This window comes from Mucilaginibacter tolerans, assembly GCF_030519375.1.
Taxonomy (GTDB): domain Bacteria; phylum Bacteroidota; class Bacteroidia; order Sphingobacteriales; family Sphingobacteriaceae; genus Mucilaginibacter.
In genome coordinates this window covers 93,414-110,870 of record NZ_JAUMKB010000013.1, presented here as the reverse complement: position 1 = coordinate 110,870, position 17,457 = coordinate 93,414, and the positions used below count along the sequence as shown (strand labels likewise).

At 43.3% G+C, this 17,457-nt stretch carries 12 protein-coding genes; 4 read left to right on the top strand and 8 right to left on the bottom strand.

The features are described 5' to 3' along the window. Positions 1 to 5: 5 nt before the first annotated feature. The 3 genes from Q3A68_RS17670 to Q3A68_RS17660 form a co-directional block, all read right to left on the bottom strand. Positions 6 to 1,223: an ABC transporter permease gene (locus Q3A68_RS17670; RefSeq protein ID WP_302902445.1), complete on the bottom strand. Its 1,218-nt coding sequence runs from the start codon at positions 1,221 to 1,223 to the stop codon at positions 6 to 8. Between the two features lie 37 nt (positions 1,224 to 1,260). Continuing rightward, on the bottom strand, positions 1,261 to 2,367 hold the full coding sequence (locus tag Q3A68_RS17665) for an efflux RND transporter periplasmic adaptor subunit (protein ID WP_302902444.1): 1,107 nt from the start codon (positions 2,365 to 2,367) through the stop codon (positions 1,261 to 1,263). 63 nt (positions 2,368 to 2,430) lie between these two features. After that, positions 2,431 to 4,959 (bottom strand): cation-translocating P-type ATPase, encoded by a 2,529-nt coding sequence (locus Q3A68_RS17660; RefSeq protein ID WP_302902443.1) that lies wholly within the window; start codon positions 4,957 to 4,959, stop codon positions 2,431 to 2,433. A 129-nt stretch (positions 4,960 to 5,088) separates the two neighbouring features. On the opposite strand from Q3A68_RS17660, the gene Q3A68_RS17655 reads away from it, so the two are divergent. After that, a complete protein-coding gene (locus tag Q3A68_RS17655; protein WP_302902442.1) occupies positions 5,089 to 5,829 on the top strand; it encodes an LOG family protein in 741 nt (246 codons plus the stop codon). A 54-nt stretch (positions 5,830 to 5,883) separates the two neighbouring features. Then, positions 5,884 to 6,225, top strand: a complete 342-nt coding sequence (locus Q3A68_RS17650) for a hypothetical protein (RefSeq protein ID WP_302902441.1) — start codon at positions 5,884 to 5,886, stop codon at positions 6,223 to 6,225. Here the strand turns inward: Q3A68_RS17650 and Q3A68_RS17645 are convergent. After that, a complete protein-coding gene (locus Q3A68_RS17645) occupies positions 6,222 to 7,076 on the bottom strand; it encodes a universal stress protein (protein WP_302902440.1) in 855 nt (284 codons plus the stop codon). The two genes, Q3A68_RS17650 and Q3A68_RS17645, sit on opposite strands and share 4 nt — an antisense overlap. A 172-nt stretch (positions 7,077 to 7,248) precedes the next feature. Between Q3A68_RS17645 and Q3A68_RS17640 the strand changes: the two genes are divergently transcribed. After that, the gene (locus Q3A68_RS17640; RefSeq protein WP_302902439.1) at positions 7,249 to 8,259 is read left to right on the top strand and encodes a glycosyltransferase family 4 protein; all 1,011 of its coding nucleotides are present in this window, start codon (positions 7,249 to 7,251) and stop codon (positions 8,257 to 8,259) included. A 33-nt stretch (positions 8,260 to 8,292) separates the two neighbouring features. Here the strand turns inward: Q3A68_RS17640 and Q3A68_RS17635 are convergent, their stop codons facing one another. Continuing rightward, a complete protein-coding gene (locus tag Q3A68_RS17635) occupies positions 8,293 to 9,441 on the bottom strand; it encodes a serine hydrolase domain-containing protein (protein ID WP_302902438.1) in 1,149 nt (382 codons plus the stop codon). Positions 9,442 to 9,536: 95 nt separating this feature from the next. On the opposite strand from Q3A68_RS17635, the gene Q3A68_RS17630 reads away from it, so the two are divergent. Further along, a complete protein-coding gene (locus tag Q3A68_RS17630; RefSeq protein ID WP_302902437.1) occupies positions 9,537 to 11,000 on the top strand; it encodes a flavin monoamine oxidase family protein in 1,464 nt (487 codons plus the stop codon). Positions 11,001 to 11,029: 29 nt separating this feature from the next. Here Q3A68_RS17630 and Q3A68_RS17625 read toward each other — a convergent pair whose 3' ends face one another. From Q3A68_RS17625 to mgtA, 3 genes are all read right to left on the bottom strand, one after another. After that, complete coding sequence (locus Q3A68_RS17625; protein WP_302902436.1) at positions 11,030 to 13,453, bottom strand: phosphoketolase family protein; 2,424 nt, start codon at positions 13,451 to 13,453, stop codon at positions 11,030 to 11,032. Beyond that, a complete protein-coding gene (locus tag Q3A68_RS17620; RefSeq protein ID WP_302902435.1) occupies positions 13,437 to 14,642 on the bottom strand; it encodes an acetate/propionate family kinase in 1,206 nt (401 codons plus the stop codon). The genes Q3A68_RS17625 and Q3A68_RS17620 overlap by 17 nt, the downstream gene beginning before the upstream one ends. A gap of 107 nt (positions 14,643 to 14,749) precedes the next feature. After that, positions 14,750 to 17,383 (bottom strand): magnesium-translocating P-type ATPase, encoded by a 2,634-nt coding sequence (gene mgtA, locus Q3A68_RS17615; protein ID WP_302902434.1) that lies wholly within the window; start codon positions 17,381 to 17,383, stop codon positions 14,750 to 14,752. Positions 17,384 to 17,457 lie beyond the last annotated feature (74 nt).

The following is a 17,457-nucleotide window of genomic DNA, read 5'->3' as shown; positions in this document are numbered from 1 at the left end:
CTTATTTAGCCTCGCAATATGACTACCGGATCTATCCTGGATGCTTTAATGGATGGCATAAGTCCTGCAATAAAAGGTGTAATCACCCCAAAGACAAGACCAAATAAATAATGTGCCGGATTAAATATGACCGGGAAATATTTCAGTGAAATAAAGTCGTTATGTGGGAAAGGTACGCGTGACAAGGCGTACGCAAGTAAAAAGCCTAATACCTCGCCCATCAAAGCACCAAAAAAGCCTATAAAAAGCGATTGGCTCAGAAAAATCCTGACTATATCATGCCCGGAAAACCCTTGTGCTTTTAATATGGCAATGTCCTTCATTTTATTTTTGATGGTCATATTCATAATATTATATATCCCGAAACCCGCAACCGTAAGTAAGGTAATGCTGACTACGTAAGTAAGAACATTGCGAACAATATTGGATGCCATGACTGATGAATTGGCCGTCTGCCAGTCATCAGATTTGTAGTTATATTTTTTATATAGTTCGCCGGCTTTAGATGGGGCAAGTTTATTATTGATCAGTTTAATATTGATATCGGTTATATAACTTCGGTCTTTGCCCATCAACTGCTGTACATTCGCCAGGTTAATATAGCTCCGCGTGTCATCAATAGTACCTATACCAATCGCAAAAATTCCTACCACTCTAAAACTCATAGAAGTACCGGCAGGTGTTGTTAAAGTGACCATGTCACCCACAACGAGATTTAGTTTATTGGCAAGTCCTCTGCCCATAATGATCCCTTTGTCTGTATTCAACAGGTCTTCGGGTTGACCCTCGGTCATTTTACTTCTCAGATCAAAAATTTTGGATTCATCAATAATATTTACGCCATTGATATAACCATTAATTTGTACCGGGCCATAGTTGTAAAATACCTGGGTGCTCAAAAATGGCGATACCTGCGTTATCCCGGGGTCGCTCCGGAGGTCATTGATAATGCCATTCGCATTTTTAAGATTCAAATTGACATGTTTGGGTTTGGGATGACGGACTGACACCAGCAGATTTTTGTTTTTGAAATAATCTCCTGCTATCGAAACGGTATAATCAGTTTTTATATCATTATAGATATGAATATCAGGAGTGGAAGATAACATAGTATCTTCCATAAACTGGTTAACCCCAATCATAAAACTGATCATCAGGATAAACATAGCTATACCAAATGTAACGCCCAGCATGGCCACAAGCGTCTGCTTCTTATTAGCCATCAGGTGTCTTTTTGCTATGAGCGTATCTACCATCATATTATTTACCCGATGGGGATTCAACTACTTCAGAATGCTCGGTAAGCCCTTCTAATATCTCTGCTTCATCCAGCGTATGAATGCCGATTTTTACCGATACAGCTTTTATTCTACCCCCATCTTTTACTTTTACGCTATCGCCGTTCAGGATAGATTTTACTGGAATAACCAGAGCCTGCTGTTTCTTTTGAATGACTATGTTCGCTTCAACAGATGTGTGTATGTACGATTGCGCGTCCTGCCCGGTAAAAATGGCATCCACTCTGAAGGTTTGATCGGCCTCGTTCATTGTCGGGTAAACCCTCACCACTTTGGCATTATAAATTTTGTCGCCGGTGGCGTCCGTTTTAAGCAATACCTGTTGCCCAGGCTGCACTAAATTAATATCCTGCTGATCAACAGATAGTTTTATTAAACGGTCGGTAGATTTACCGATTAAAACCACCGCCTCATTCGCTTTTACTGCTTCGCCTTTTTCTTTCATCATCTGGTAAACAGTACCATTACTTTCCGCCCGTATCATGAAATTGTTCAGATCATTCCGGGCGCTGGCCACACTGCTTTGTGCATTTTTTAACGAGATATTCAGATCATTGACAGTTGAATAATACTTTTCCTGTGCCGACTTTTTCTCATTAGATGATATGTGGTATTGCGTTTCGGCGTTATCGAGGGTGCTTTTGGTGCCTACGTTTTGATTCCATAAGTTCTTCAGTCTGAAGTATTGCAGGGAATCATTACGGAATTTTATGTTGGCATTTTGCATTGCTAATCTCAGGTCGGTTAATATTCTTGATCGGGATGATACATTTTCACGCGCCTTTTCATAAGTGATATTTGCGGCATCTAATTTGGCTGCCGGTGCTGTATTGTTAATCACGTATAATAGCTGCCCTTTTTTCACCGCATCGCCCTCCTTGACTAACTTCTTTACAACAGTACCAGGGCTTAAGGCGTAAACAGTGTATTCACTATCAGCCATAACTTTCCCTGACGCATACACTGTTTCAACTATATCCTTCCGGACGGGGTGAATAGTGTGAACGTTACTACAGCTAATTATCAACGTGAGTAATAATGTGTAAGGAATGTACCTGGCTATTCTCATTGTGGTCAAGGTGTACTTTAGTATAAAGTTAAACTATTCAGTAATTGCCATAATATATCCCCATTAAATTTTAGCAGTGCGGTACCTTTTTTGCCATTTAACCAGCTCGTACCATATAACTGAGATAAAGCCAACTGTAAAACTGACCGATAGCTGAAATAGATTCGGCTTACCGAACGCAAAAAATTCGGTTAGCTTCCCGATAAAGAATATCGCCACTGTAATGCCGGTTGTTATAAGAATAACTACCGGTATCATATAATTACGACTTTTTAACGTCGTGATAATTGAATAGTAAAAAGACCGGTTGACCAGTGTCAGAAATATGTTTGCAGTAATAAGGGTGATAAAAACCATCGATCGCGTAATTGACTCACTAAAATTATTATTCGCAGCCCATTGATAAACGAATAATGTTCCTGCAGTGATCACCAGACCCTGGATCACACTTGTTGCCAATTCCCGCCAGTTAAAAAATGTGGTCGTTAATGCCCGTGGCTTTTGCTTCATAGCGTTCTTCTCCATCGGCTCGTTTTCGTATACAATAGAGCAGGTTGGTCCCATGACCAACTCAAGGAAAATAACGTGTATCGGAGTGAAAATATTGGGGTATATCCAACTCAATGCCAGTGGTACAAATACAGTAAGAATAATAGGTATGTGTATAGAGATGATGTATTGAATCGCTTTTTTAAGATTGGCATAAATCTTTCTGCCCATTGCAACCGCCTCGACCATCTTCGACAGATCGTCCTCCACTAAGATCAGCGACGCTGCAGCTTTGGCAATTTCGGTACCTTTTTTACCCATGGCTATTCCGATATGCGCAGCCTTTAGCGCAGGACCGTCATTAATGCCGTCTCCGGTCATTGCTACAACCTCATTGTTTCCTTTGAGTATATTTACTACCGCCAATTTTGCCTCAGGAAACATTCTTGCGAATAAATAATTATTCTGTACTTCTTTTTCTCTTTCATTGTCCGAAAGCTTCATTAATTCATTACCGGTAATGTGTTGTTCGTAACCCTTAAACGCTATTTCCCTGGCGATTGACATTGCTGTAAGAGGATTATCGCCGGTTATGATCCTGACACCAATACCGGAATCGTAAAAGGCTTTAAGTACCGACTTGATGTTTTTCTTCGGAGGATCATAAAATGCCACAAGTCCTTTAAATAGAAAAGGCAGTTCCTGCTGTTCACCAGGAAAATCGTACCCTTCAAACTCAGACTGAGCAACGCCTAATACCCGATAACCTTCGGCAGTTAATGTTTTGATAGTACTGTTAATTTCATTTCTCTCCGACCGGCTTAAATCACATAATCCCATTAAGGCTTCGGGCGCTCCTTTTGCTGCAATAATACGTCTGAGGTCTCTGTCTTCAAACACATGGGTCATCATCGGCGGGATTCCCCCCAGCGGGTATTCATGGATCATTTTATATTCTGGACGTTCATCTGAAAGGGTTGTCGATTTGTATGCCTGGTGCAGTGCTGTTTCCATGGGATCAAAGGGAATAGGCTCACTGGCCCACATCGCTATCCTGATCAGACCTTTATCTTCAGCAGTGAGTTCATCATCTATATCGATAATGCTTGCTGATGGCCACACATACAGCTTTGAAAGGCGCATGCTGTTTTCGGTTATCGTGCCCGTTTTATCCACGCATATTACCGTAGCGCTACCCAATGTTTCCACGGTTTTCATTTGCTTAACTATGATGCCCATCTTCATCAGCCGCCAGGCGCCCAAAGCCATAAAGGTGGTAAAGGCGACCGGTATTTCTTCGGGCAAGATACTCATGGCAAGCGTTAGCGCTTTTAGCAGGCTGTCGGCAATATGACGCGAATGCAAATAGTTTATAATCCAGACAATTATAAAGACCACAGCACCTGCAATTACCATTTTCCGGACAAAGTTGCCAATCTGTATTTCAAGCGGCGTCTTTTCTTCTTTTACACTTTCAAGGCTTTTCCCGATACTGCCCCAACGTGTATTGTTACCAATAGCAGTAATTTTTGCAATTGCTAAACCACTGGCGACGGTAGTACCACGATATATCAGGTTGTCGGCGCTGTCGCAGTCCTTGTAAACCGGGAGCGATTCTCCTGTTAAAGCCGATTCGTTTACAGAAAAATCGTTTGAGCGAACGATCTCTCCATCAGCAGCGATCATTGTTCCCTCTTCTACTATCAGAAAATCGCCCGTCACAATATCCTCTATCTTTATTTGCTCTTTAGCTCCATTTCGGATTACCGTACATAACGGCTGGTTAAACTCTTCCAGTTTTTTAAGTGCCTTTCGGCTTTTTTTATCCTGATAAAGGGATATAGTAGATACTAAGATGATGGAAGCAGCCATAAATATGGCGTCAGCTGTTTCTCCATTTATAAAGTAAATAACGGCAGCAATCAACAGCAGAATTACCATTGGCTCTCCCGCCAATCCTTTTATAATTGCCTGCCACCTGCTTTCTTTTTGATAAACAAGCTTATTGCTACCATGCAATTCACGCGCAAGGAGAACCTGCTCTGAAGTTAAGCCGGTGGTACCGGAATTATTTAAAGGTATAGCGTCAGCGGTTAATGCCATTGATTTTGAATACAGTTCAATTCCTTTTTTTCAAAGGTCGGCAGATACGCTTAAAAGATTGTGACTCAAATCACAATAGCAGGTGATACTTGTCATGTGACATCGGAGCCACAACACTCAACTTTGCTTATGGCGTCATCAATAGCACCAATGGATAAATCTGAGATCATTTTTCTCGACGGCCCTCATTCAAGATTTAAAGAACTCAAGTTTGCGCTTGAAACTATGATCGAGTTCATCAAGGGCTTCAGGGCATTGCATTTTATCGGACCCAGCATCACAGTCTTTGGCTCAGCCCGTTTCAAAGAGGGGCATCCTTATTATGAGCTCACAAGAAAGGCCGCCGGTGTATTTGCTCAGTTGGGGTTCACTATCCTGACCGGGGGAGGGCCCGGATTAATGGAAGCAGCGAACCGTGGCGCAAAAGAAGTCGGCGGAAAATCAGTTGGTTGTAATATCCAGTTGCCCGTTGAACAAAAGCCGAATCCTTACCTTGATAAATGGGTATATGTAAAGCATTTCTTTCTTCGCAAAGTATTGTTGGTTAAATATTCGTTTGCCTTTGTGGTAATGCCAGGCGGTTATGGCACAATGGACGAATACTTTGAAGCGCTAACCCTGATCCAAACGCATAAAATTGAAAACTTTCCGGTTATCATTTTTGGCAAGGAATATCATAAGGAATTACTGGAACACATTGAATTAATGAAAAGCCAAACTACTATCGGGCAGACTGATGACCGTTTGTTTTTGGTTACAGATGATATTGAAGAAGCCAAGGCCCTGATCATAGAGAAAAGCATTAAACAATATAACCTGAAACCTAAGAGGAAAGTAAGGCCTTTGAGATGGTTGTTCGAAAGGGAGTAATGACAACAACTATCAGAATACTGATGACCATTATCAACCTAAAAAATAGTTTTTATGAAAATTGCACTTGTTGTTTTGATGATACTTCATGGCGCAGTTCATTCGATGGGTTTTATTAAAGCCTTTAGAATAGCGGAAGTATCACAATTGGTCAATCCCATTCAAAGGAAGAATGGAATATTGTGGTTATTGGCCACGGTACTTTTCATTTTGTCAGCTATTTTTTTTATAACTGAGAAGGAATGGTGGTGGGCTTTTTCAGTGATTGCTGTGCTTATTTCACAATACCTGATTGTCAACGATTGGAACGATGCCCGGTTCGGAAGCGTAGTTAATATTATTATCTTCCTCGCCTCCGTAATTGGATTCGTTGTCTGGTGTCTGACGAAGAATTAAACTTCAAACTCAGAAGGGAAAATAAGCATCGGCATTTTTTGTTTTTCCAAAGCCTTCCTGGTAGTGCTTTGACGGAATACTTTTGAGAAAATTGAGTCATGATAATGGGTGAATGCCAGCAAATCGGCGCCTGATTCATCACAAAGCCTGCTCAGCCGGTTTGCAACATCTTTACCGTGTATTTCCTGTACATTAATAGCAGAGTGATGCAGCTGGTGAATATATTTCATGAATTCTGTTTTCCTAAGCTCTTTGGTTATATCATTATCGGCCAACAAATCGACGTGCACAATTTCCAGGTGAAAATTAAAAATAGAACGCAACTTTACCAGGTAACGGATCGCTTCAATATCTGGCTCCGCGAAGTTGGTGGCAAATACCACTTTTTTCAGATCGTTCACATCAGTATCATGCGGAATCACCAATACCGGCCTGTTTGCATGATCAATAACCGAAAAGGTATCACTGCCGGCTAGAAAATGATCTATGGAACTGCCTTCACGTGCCCCCATTACAATCATTTCAATAGTTTTTTCTTTTGCAAGGCTTTTTATTCCCGACGCTAGTGTGCTCAACCGAACCTCCTGATGCACTGATGGCTTCCAATTGTTTTCACCCTTCTCCATCGAATCGGCAATTTGGCAAGCCAAATCTTTAAGCCGGTCACAATTATCTTCTTCAACAAAGAAAACATCCTCGGCCAAAGTCGGACCACCCGCATACGCGGGCTTAGCCATACTCGCATTAAACAATAAAATATTAGCGTGCAAACGTTTTGCGATCATTGCACCGGTGTAAGCAGCATGAGTGGCATTAGCCGAAAAGTCGCTTAATACAAGTATATTTTTCATGGCTTTGTGATTTCTGACCAAATATTGCGTTTAAATTTCAGATGAAACATGACGAATGTCACATAACTAATTGATGTTGAATGTGATTCTGCATGGCCTCAAACCTAATATCGTTTTTGGCGTTAATATGCTATCTAATGATATTCATGTCTGAGCTTGGAAAGGATTTTAAATGAGGGTTGCTGTTCTTGCACCTGTGGCCTGGCGAACGCCGCCGAGACATTATGGTCCGTGGGAGCAGATTGCCAGTAACATTACCGAAGGACTGGTGACTAACGGAATAGATGTAACCCTGTTTGCGACAGCTGATTCTATCACAACCGCCAGGCTTGATGCCGTAATAAAATGTGGATATGAAGAAGATCGCTCTCAGGATGCCAAAGTGGTGGAATGCCTTCATATCAGTAATCTCATGGAGAAGGCCTCGCAATTTGATATCATTCACAATAACTTTGACTTTCTCCCCCTTACTTATTCCGGATTAATAACAACTCCGGCAGTGACAACCATTCATGGTTTTTCATCACCTGATATAATACCGGTCTATCAAAAATATAACAAGCGTTCAACTTATGTTTCCATCAGCAATGCCGATAGAAGTCCGGTGCTGACTTATGCAGCTACCATTTATAACGGAATCCGGGTAAGCGATTTTCAATTTCAAAACACTCCCGAAGATTATCTTCTTTATTTCGGGCGCATCCATCATGATAAGGGCACAGCAGAAGCCATTAGAATTGCCCTTAAAGCAAAAAGAAAATTGGTGATTGCAGGGATAATACAGGATAGCAGTTATTTTGAAAGCAAGGTCAAACCTTTTTTCAATGATCAGATAATTTATGTTGGGGAGGCCGGACCAGAAAAAAGGAATGAATTGATGAGAAATGCTTTTGCGTTATTGCACCCTATAAATTTTGCTGAACCGTTTGGCTTAAGTGTTGCCGAAGCTATGATGTGCGGCACGCCCGTAATTGCCTTCAACCGGGGATCAATGAGTGAATTGATTGTTCCCGGAAAAACAGGTTTTTTGCCGGATACTGTTGATGAGGCAGCTGAAGCGGTTGCTGACATAAGCAAGCTTAATCGCCAGGAATGCCGCCAATGGAGTGCAGAGCAATTTTCCTGTGAAAAAATGGTAAACGAGTATATCAAGCTTTACAACAGCGTGCTGATGAATAGTTGATTCCGGAATATTTTCCGGTACCTCAAACCGGCATTAATATTTAATGATCGTTTTCAGTTTTCCCCAAAGTGTATTGTCAAAATCGTCTCCCGCCATGTTAACACCTCCGGCGGTATTTCCCATACGAATAACAACCAGCTTTTGCGATGGTACCACATATACTTTCTGATCATTTTTGCCTAAGGCTGCATACAAATCAGCCGGGGCATTGGGAATGATCGAAACAGGAAATACAATTTGCGTTTGGGGCAGCATACTGCTGGCCTTCCCATTAAGCCATGTTAAATATCCATAACTCAGGTTCAGGTTTTGTGAAGTATTTATCTGGCTATTGAAATAGCCGGTATCTGCTAAAATTGGTGTGGCGTCCCATGTGCCTTTGTTTAACATCAGCAAACCAAAACGTGCCATGCTTCGGGCGTTGCTGTAGTAAACATTATTTGAATGAGGCGATTTGATCCACAACCCACTCATACCGATTTTATTCCTCAATTTTTGTTGAAAATAGGCATTAAAAGACATCCCGCTGGTTCTTTCAATTACGCTGTCCAAAATGGTATATGCTCCGGTATGGTAGGCCCAGCGGGTTCCGGCGTCCGCTTTGTAAACCAGGCAGCCGGGTAATGTGCAATTCTGGTCGATTACACCATCGTCCAACCCGGAGGTCATGGTTAATTGATTTTTTATAGTGATCAGGTTTTCTTTATCCAGAGGTGCTGATGTCCACCCGGTACCAATATATGCTGAGGTTTTATTATTGATATTGATCAGTCCATCATGCTGGGCGATACCGACCAACATCGCGGTGACTGTTTTTCCTGCCGACGCCCAATACCAGAGACTATCTGCCGTGAATGCGCCAAAGTAATGTTCGGTAACTATTTTGCCGTCTTTCAAAATAATGAAAGCCTTTGTACCAACCCCCTCCAGGTAAGGATAAAGCGCATCGAGCTGCGTTTGATCCCAGCCAAGCGAAGCAACAGAAACAGTTTGCCAGGTGGTGCCGGCAACAGGCGGAAAATAAAGTTTTGCTGTATCGGTAGTGGTTGTAGTTCCTGTAGTGCCTGTTGTTCCGGTCGGGCCTGTGGTTCCAGTACCCGGATTAGGGCTGCCGCCTTTTTTGCAGGCTATCGCCAACGGTAAAAGCAGACAAATAATAAGGTTTGTAAAGGTTCTTTTCATTATTGTCTTAAACGGCTTTATTTTCAGAAGGTTTAATCGGCGGATTAGAAATAATTTTATATTGCATTACATAAATCTTAGCGGTTGTTAAAAACATGAGAAGAATCAAAAGGCGGAAATTTATTCAGGATGCACTTATTGCGGGTGCAGGTGCCATAGTCGCTCCACAGTTTCTATCAGCTAAAGAATTATCGGCTGCTACCAAAAAAGTGATCGTTGCAGGCGGGGGTATTACCGGGCTTTGCTGCGCTTATGAACTGCTGAAAACCGGGCATGAAGTAGTGCTACTGGAAGCATCGGGCAGGTATGGCGGGCATGTGTTTACCGGGCGGGATGGATTATCCGATGGCCTTTATGCTGATTTTGGCGCCGACCACATCACAAAACCAGGATACGAACGCTTTTTTGAATACGTCGAGGAGTTTAAGCTGACGGCTATTCCCTATCCCAATGCTGAGGGCTCAGAATATAATTATGACAAGGATGCCCTTAAGATGATTGGCGGCAAGTTTTATACGGCCGACCAATTAAAAGACCCGGTTATTCTCGCCAAATTCGGATTCAACGAAAAGGAGGTCAAATTTCTGTCGGAGCACCCGATGTATGAGTTGGGGTCATACTATATTAAACCCTATCTCAGCAAATTTACAGATGCTTACCAACCATTCGGTGTTGGATATGATGATCTGGACAAAGTTTCTATATCTGAAATATTTAAAAAAGAGGGCGCTTCGCCGGCGGCGCTTAAGCAGCTAGGCGGAGAAAACACTTCAGCTTTGTATTACCTGTGGCGAATGGCGATCATGGATTTCAGAAAAATACCCTATTCTGAGGGTGAAACCTTTCATCTGAAAGATGGTAATGAGCAATTACCTATTGCTTTTGCAAAACGTTTAGGCGAGCGGGTAAAACTAAACAGTCCCATAACAGCTATCAAGCAAAACAAAACCGGGGTAATAGTGTCTTATCGTCCTTACGGCGCGGAAAAGGAGACAGAGTTAAACGCCGATTATGTGGTGAACTGTATCACCCTACCGATATTTAAAAACATTCCGGTCACGCCGCCGCTTTCCCCCGAAAAACAATATTTGGTAGATAACCTGGCGTATTCGTCGCACCCGTTCTATGTATTTGAAGCCAGCACCAAATTCTGGCTGGACGATGGCATTAAAAGCATCAACATGGAGTTTGAACACCCGGATATTTCCTCTATCTGGCTGGAAACTAATCAGGTGGATACCAAGCGTGTTATTCTAAAGGCTTTTGGCCCGGGCGGGCTTTCTCCGAAACGTGTGCTGGCTGCTTTCCGCCAGGTATATCCCGGCAAACATGATACCATCGAACAGGCTTTAACGGTAGACTGGACCCGCGATAAATTTGCCCCGGTATGCGAGATGGAGCCATTTCCTATGGGCGAGATGCACAAATTCTGGCCACAAATATTGCAGCCTGAAGGGCGGATATACTTCGCAGGCACTTATGCCGACAACATGAGCAGGGGAATGGAATCATGCCTGCGATCGGCACAGAGAGTAGCACAAGAAATAGGGAGAATATAATTTCAGATTTTCTCCTCCCTCTCTTTTAATCACTCCAATCCCAGCTGCTCGGATAGCTGATTAAAAAGTTGAGTGGAAGCAGCTATCTCTGGTTCACTTTTCCAATTCCAATTTTTTATTTCAGGCATATCATCCAGGTTGCTACAGATATATTCATGGTGTTGTTTCAGCTTTTCCTGGCAGTAGGCAATAAATGCGCCGGTGCCGTTATGTATACTATATACTCTCTTCACCGCTTCTATTGCTAAATGATAGCGGCTCATCTGGTTCAGCACTGTCATATCAAATGGCGTTGCAGTCGTACCTTCTTCCATAAAGCCTCGTACATGGAAGCGTGCGGGATAGGGGCGGCCATGTACCAGGTCGTGTATAATACGCACATAACCATGAAATGCAAAGATGACGGGGGCGGAATCAGTAAACAGCTCATGGAATAACTCGTTACTCATCCCATGAGGATGGTACTGTTGCGGCGATAATGCCATCAGGTCGATCACGTTAACAACCCGTACCTTTAATTCCGGCAGATAATGTTTTAACAGCCAGGCAGCAGCTATAGTTTCTAAAGTGGGTACGTCACCGGCACAGGCCAACACTACATCCGGCTCACGCCCTTGATCGGAACTGGCCCATTTCCATACAGAGGCGCCTCTTTCACAATGAGCTACAGCGTCATCCATATTCAGCCACTGTAACTCAGGCTGTTTGCCTGCAACGATCAGATTCACATAGTCTTTACTGCGGAGACAGTGGTCGGTTACCGATAGCAAGGTGTTAGCATCAGGCGGCAAATAAATCCTCACCACCGAGCTTTTCTTGTTCACAACGGTATCAATAAATCCGGGGCCCTGATGACTGTAACCATTGTGATCCTGGCGCCATGCATGTGATGTGAGCAGGTAATTCAATGAGGCCACCGGCTTACGCCATGGTAACTCACAGGCGGTTTTTATCCATTTGGCATACTGACTAAACATGGAATCAATAATGGTAATGAACGCTTCATAGCAAGGAAACAAACCATGCCTTCCTGTTAACAGGTATCCTTCGAGCCATCCCTCACACAAATGCTCGCTCAACACTTCCATCACGCGGCCATCAGGCGAAAGGCTCTCGTCTTTAATTTCAATGTGCTCCATAAAGCAACGGTCGGTTACCTCAAAAACAGATTCCAACCGGTTAGAGCTCGTTTCATCAGGGCAAAACAACCGAAAGTTTTTATTCTCTTCGTTCAGCTTAAATATATCGCGGACGTAGTGCCCCAGATTACGGGTACTTTCAGCTTCCTTTACTCCGGGTTCTGTTACCTCCAACGCATAATCTCTGAAGTCAGGCAAAACTAAGTCTTTCAATAACATACCACCGTTTCCGTACGGCAAAGCGCTCATACGCTTATTACCTTTAGGCGCCAGCGCTTTTAATTCGGGGATAAGTTTGCCATCCTTATCAAACAATTCTTCGGGGCGGTAGCTATGCATCCATTGCTCCAGTAAGCTCAATTTAGCCGGATCTTCTTTTACGCCGGCAAGCGGCACCTGGTGTGCCCTGAATGTACCTTCTATCGGAACGCCTTTCCATTCCTTCGGGCCTGTCCACCCTTTTGGTGTGCGCAGGATGATCATCGGCCATTTAATATATTTTGAGCACTCCTCTTTATTGCGGGCTTCAGATTGTATCAGTTTTATTTTGTGGTAGGCATCATCCAAAGTCCAGGCCATTACCTCATGCACGAACATCGGGTCGTTGCCTTCTACAAAATGAACTTCGTAACCGTAGCCGTCGAATAATCGCAGCAACTCATCATCCGACATTCGTGCTAAAACTGTCGGACCGGATATTTTATAACCATTCAGATGCAGAACAGGTAATACTGCCCCATCGCGGGCAGGGTTCAGAAACGCTACCGATTTCCAGCTTCCGGCCAAAGGTGCGGTTTCGGCCTCCCCATCTCCGATCACACAAGCGGCGATCAAATCGGGATTATCAAAAACAGCCCCGAAAGCATGCACCAACGAGTAACCCAATTCTCCGCCCTCGTGTATAGAACCCGGAGTATGGGCGCTCACGTGACTGGGCACGCCTCCCGGAGTTGAAAACTGACGGAACAAATGTTTTATTCCCTTCTCATTTTCAGGCACAGCAGGATACACTTCTGAATAAGTGCCTTCAAGATAAGTGTTGGCTACGATTGCCGGTGCACCATGTCCTGGGCCACAAACGTAAAGTACGTCCGCTCCGGTGTCTTTAATCAGCCTGTTAAGATGCACGTAGATGAGGTTCAAGCCCGGCGAAGTACCCCAATGCCCTAACAGACGGGGTTTAATGTGTTCAGGCTTCAACGGTTCTTTAAGCAAGGCATTATCCTGCAAATAGATCTGACCGGCGGCCAAATAGTTGGCGGCTCTCCAATAAGCGTTGATCAGCTCCAATTCTTTTTCAGATAGCTTTTTCATAGTCTTGAAGGATATGTTTGCTGACAAGTTGTTGTGTGTGGTTGGCTATCATCCATTCTTCATTCGTAGGGATTACCTCCACGATCACCCTGCTGTCTACTGATGATATTACCCGGTTATTTTCGTAGTTTGATTTATCATAGATGGATATACCCAGGAATTCCAGTCCTTCACAGATACGTTCACGGATAGTAGCTGAATTTTCGCCGATGCCCCCGGTAAATACCAGCACATCCAATCCGCCCATAGCGGATGCCAAAGCGCCGATGAACTTTTTAGCCTGGTAACAAAAAAGGTGAATTGCTTCGGTTGCCTTCTCATCAGTATATTCATTTTTTAATAGTTCCGTCATATCGCCGGTGCCGGCTATGGCTTTTAGCCCCGAATGACGGCTTAATAATTCATCAGCCTCAGATACCGACATATTGGTGCGTTTTAACAGAAAAAGCACCACACCAGGATCGAGGTCGCCTGAGCGGGTACTCATTACCAGGCCCCCCATCGGACTCATGCCCATCGTAGTATCTATACTTTTCCCATTTTTCACAGCAACCATGCTCGAGCCGCTGCCAAGATGAGCGATAATGATCTTTTTCTTGTCTATCTGTATATCCGTAAGTTTACTTAACACATACTCGTAGGATAGGCCATGAAATCCATAACGCATCAATCCTTCCTTTTTATAAACCGAAGGCAAAGGATAGTATTTAGCACAGTCTGGCATCTCTGCATGAAAAGCGGTATCATAGCAAACTATCTGTGGTAACCCGGCAAAGGCTTCCTTGAATAATGTTATAGCAGTGATTTCTTCGGGCAGGTGATTAGGAGCCAGGTAGATATAATTATTTAGCTCTGCAATGAGCCCGTCTGTAACCAGCTCTGTATCATGCCTGTGCGGCCCGCCAAGCACCAATCTATGGCCAATAGCCGCAAGAGGATATTTATCCTGATTTATTTTTAGCCAACTCAACACCTCCTTAATAGCTGTATCCAGGCTATTATAAAACTTCAGATCCTTTTTAAGAAGTTTATCGTCTTTATCCTTAATCCTGAATGTCCCTACAGTGGTGGCTATGTGAGTGATAGCACCCGAAAGTTCGGGGGCAAGCGAATTGACATCAAACAAACTGAATTTTAAACTGGAAGAACCGCAGTTTAAGGTTAGAATAAATTTCTCCTGGTATTTCATAGCTCTGAGTTTTTGACAACGATCAATTTGTTGATCATTGCTTCACAAAACTCAGGAAATTAACACATTGGGCAAATGATGGGCGACAATGCAAAAAATGCTTTTGATCACTTTTTCGATCTCTTTTTAAGACTGCTGTAAAACCATCTTTTGGCCAGTTCGGCCGAAAAAAGATAAAGCCCTACAATGAGCAACATCCACCAGTAATATTGCAATGGCAGACGTGTAAAGCCCAGCCAGTTGGCCAATGGTAACGCAGGGATAAACAAGACAAACACCAGGACTAAAATAGTAGCAATAGAAAGCAATTTGCCCGGAAGACTCTTGAAAAATGGCAGCCTGGTACGTACCACCAGCACTATCAGGATAGCAGATATCACCGATTCGGTAAACCAGCCGGTTTGAAATGCTTTTTCTTTTGAATGCATAATAAACAGCAACAGGCCAAAGGTGAGATAATCAAATACTGAGCTCAGCAATCCAAAGATCACCATAAAGCGGCGGATAAAGCCCAGGTCCCATTGCTGGGGCGATTGGATATTGATGTCATCCACCTTATCGGTAGCAATGGCCATTTCAGGAAAGTCAGTCATCAGATTAGTGAGCAATATCTGCTTAGGTAATAACGGTAAAAAAGGCATCAGCAATGACGCTCCCGCCATACTGAACATATTGCCAAAATTGGCGCTGGTGGCCATAAAGATGTATTTCATGGTATTTGTAAAGGTTTTGCGGCCTTCAATTATGCCATCCACCAACACATCCAGGCTATTACTCAGCAGCACTATTTCCGCTGCTTCTTTTGCCACATCTACCGCGGTATTCACTGATATGCCAACATCGGCTATATGCAAGGCTGGTGCATCGTTGATACCATCACCCATAAAACCTACCACGGAACCCGCTTTTTTTAAAATAGCGATGATGCGTTCCTTCTGGTCGGGTTCCACTTCTGCAAAAATGTCTGTGCTTTTGGCTTTATGGGTGAGTGCCACATTGCTCATTTTATGCAAATCTGCCCCGGTGAGAATATTGGGCTGGCTAATCCCTACCTGTAGTGCAAGACTTTTGGCAACCAAAGCGTTATCGCCGGTAATGATCTTTAAGCTAACACCAAGTTCATTCAATTTTTTGATGGTAACATCAATACCCGGTTTAGGTGGATCAAACAAAGCAATAAAACCAAGGAATATCATCTGTTGTTCATCGTCCCTGGTAATTTTATGCTCTTTACCGATATTCTTATAAGCTACGCCAAGTGTTCGAAAGCCCGAGCTGCTCAACTCCTGATATTGCTCGTCTATTTGTTTACGATAGCTTGCTATATCGTTTATGCCGGTAGATGTTTCTACTTTATTGCAGATACCTAACACTGCATTTAAAGCTCCCTTGGTGATTGCAATAATTTCTTTACCATTAGTTACCTGAACTGTCAGGCGTTTGCGATTAAAGTCATATGGCACTTCCGTAATAGCGGTAAATTTTTCTGATGTATGCTGATAGGATTGGCAGATGGCCGCGTCAATTGGATTATGAAACCCCTGCTGCAACGATGCATTCAGCCAGGCATATTTTAGTACTTTATCACTGTGATTGCCATCGGTATCGAGTGCATTTTTTAGCTTTACTTTCCCCTCCGTGATCGTCCCGGTTTTATCCGAACACAGAATATTCATGCTTCCAAAGTTCTCTATGGATGACAGTCGCTTCACGATCACCTGTTTGTGCGCCATCCGCCGGGCTCCTGTCGAAAGATTTACACTGATAATAGCAGGCAAAAGCTGGGGCGTGAGACCAACAGCCAATGCCAGTGAAAACAGGAATGAATCTAAAACCGGCTTATGCAGATAAACATTGATCGCAAATATGACAATAACTAATAGCAGGGTTATCTCCATCAGCATGTAACCAAACCGGCGAATGCCCCGCTCAAAATCTGTTTCGGGTGCTTTGTGCTGCAAGTCTGACGATATCTTTCCAAATTCAGTTTGCCGACCGGTTTTTATCACCAATGCCGTTGCTTTGCCGCTTATAACATGCGCCCCCATAAATAATGAATTGCTTCTCTTGGAGAGTTGTGTATCGGCAGGCAATATGCAACCACTCTTCTCAACCGGGTAGGTTTCGCCGGTAAAAGCAGCTTCGTCCACAAATATTTCCTGCGACTCGATGATCAGGCTGTCTCCGGGGATAATGTCACCCGCCGTGAGGTAAACAATGTCGCCGGGAACTACACGCTCCATCGGTATTTCTTTCCTTTCTCCAGCCCGCAAAACCGTACAATTAAGTTGCACCAATTTCAGCAATTCATCAACTGCATTAGCAGCGCCTTTCTCCTGCCAAAAGCTTAGCAGACTGCTGATCAGTACAATCACCAGAATGATGGCCGTGTCTGCAACATCACCTAATCCGGCTGATAGCAAGGCAGCAGCAATAAGCAATAAGGTGATCGGGCTTTTAAATTGCGACAAGAAGAGCGCCGCTATTGAAGTCCGTTTTTTAGATTTTATTGTATTTGGTCCGTAGAGTTTTAACCGCTTGTTTGCCTCCCTGTCTGTAAGGCCATTAATCTGGCAGGATAGCTTATTCATAGCGTTATCTATGGACAAATGCCAGAAACTTGATAGCTCGTCAGTTTTCAAATTATTCAAATTAAGGTAATTTATAAAGGGAAAGGCATTACGGGCATTTGGAATCGACAAGCCAGCTTCAATCTTCTGAGCAATAGAGAAGGCGAACATCCGGCATTTTCTACTCCTCTGAAGCCATCATTAAATATAAATATCGTCCTCATAACCAGCAAATAATAGATTGT

Excerpts from the sequence above, each read along its gene's own strand:
- Q3A68_RS17620 (WP_302902435.1), bottom strand. The coding sequence starts at position 14,642 with ATGAAATACCAGGAGAAATTTATTCTAACCTTAAACTGCGGTTCTTCC.
- Q3A68_RS17635 (WP_302902438.1), bottom strand. The coding sequence starts at position 9,441 with ATGAAAAGAACCTTTACAAACCTTATTATTTGTCTGCTTTTACCGTTG.
- Q3A68_RS17625 (WP_302902436.1), bottom strand. The coding sequence starts at position 13,453 with ATGAAAAAGCTATCTGAAAAAGAATTGGAGCTGATCAACGCTTATTGG.
- Q3A68_RS17665 (WP_302902444.1), bottom strand. The coding sequence starts at position 2,367 with ATGAGAATAGCCAGGTACATTCCTTACACATTATTACTCACGTTGATA.
- Q3A68_RS17655 (WP_302902442.1), top strand. The coding sequence starts at position 5,089 with ATGGCGTCATCAATAGCACCAATGGATAAATCTGAGATCATTTTTCTC.
- Q3A68_RS17650 (WP_302902441.1), top strand. The coding sequence starts at position 5,884 with ATGAAAATTGCACTTGTTGTTTTGATGATACTTCATGGCGCAGTTCAT.
- Q3A68_RS17660 (WP_302902443.1), bottom strand. The coding sequence starts at position 4,959 with ATGGCATTAACCGCTGACGCTATACCTTTAAATAATTCCGGTACCACC.
- Q3A68_RS17670 (WP_302902445.1), bottom strand. The coding sequence starts at position 1,223 with ATGGCTAATAAGAAGCAGACGCTTGTGGCCATGCTGGGCGTTACATTT.
- Q3A68_RS17630 (WP_302902437.1), top strand. The coding sequence starts at position 9,537 with ATGAGAAGAATCAAAAGGCGGAAATTTATTCAGGATGCACTTATTGCG.
- Q3A68_RS17645 (WP_302902440.1), bottom strand. The coding sequence starts at position 7,076 with ATGAAAAATATACTTGTATTAAGCGACTTTTCGGCTAATGCCACTCAT.
- mgtA (WP_302902434.1), bottom strand. The coding sequence starts at position 17,383 with ATGTTCGCCTTCTCTATTGCTCAGAAGATTGAAGCTGGCTTGTCGATT.
- Q3A68_RS17640 (WP_302902439.1), top strand. The coding sequence starts at position 7,249 with ATGAGGGTTGCTGTTCTTGCACCTGTGGCCTGGCGAACGCCGCCGAGA.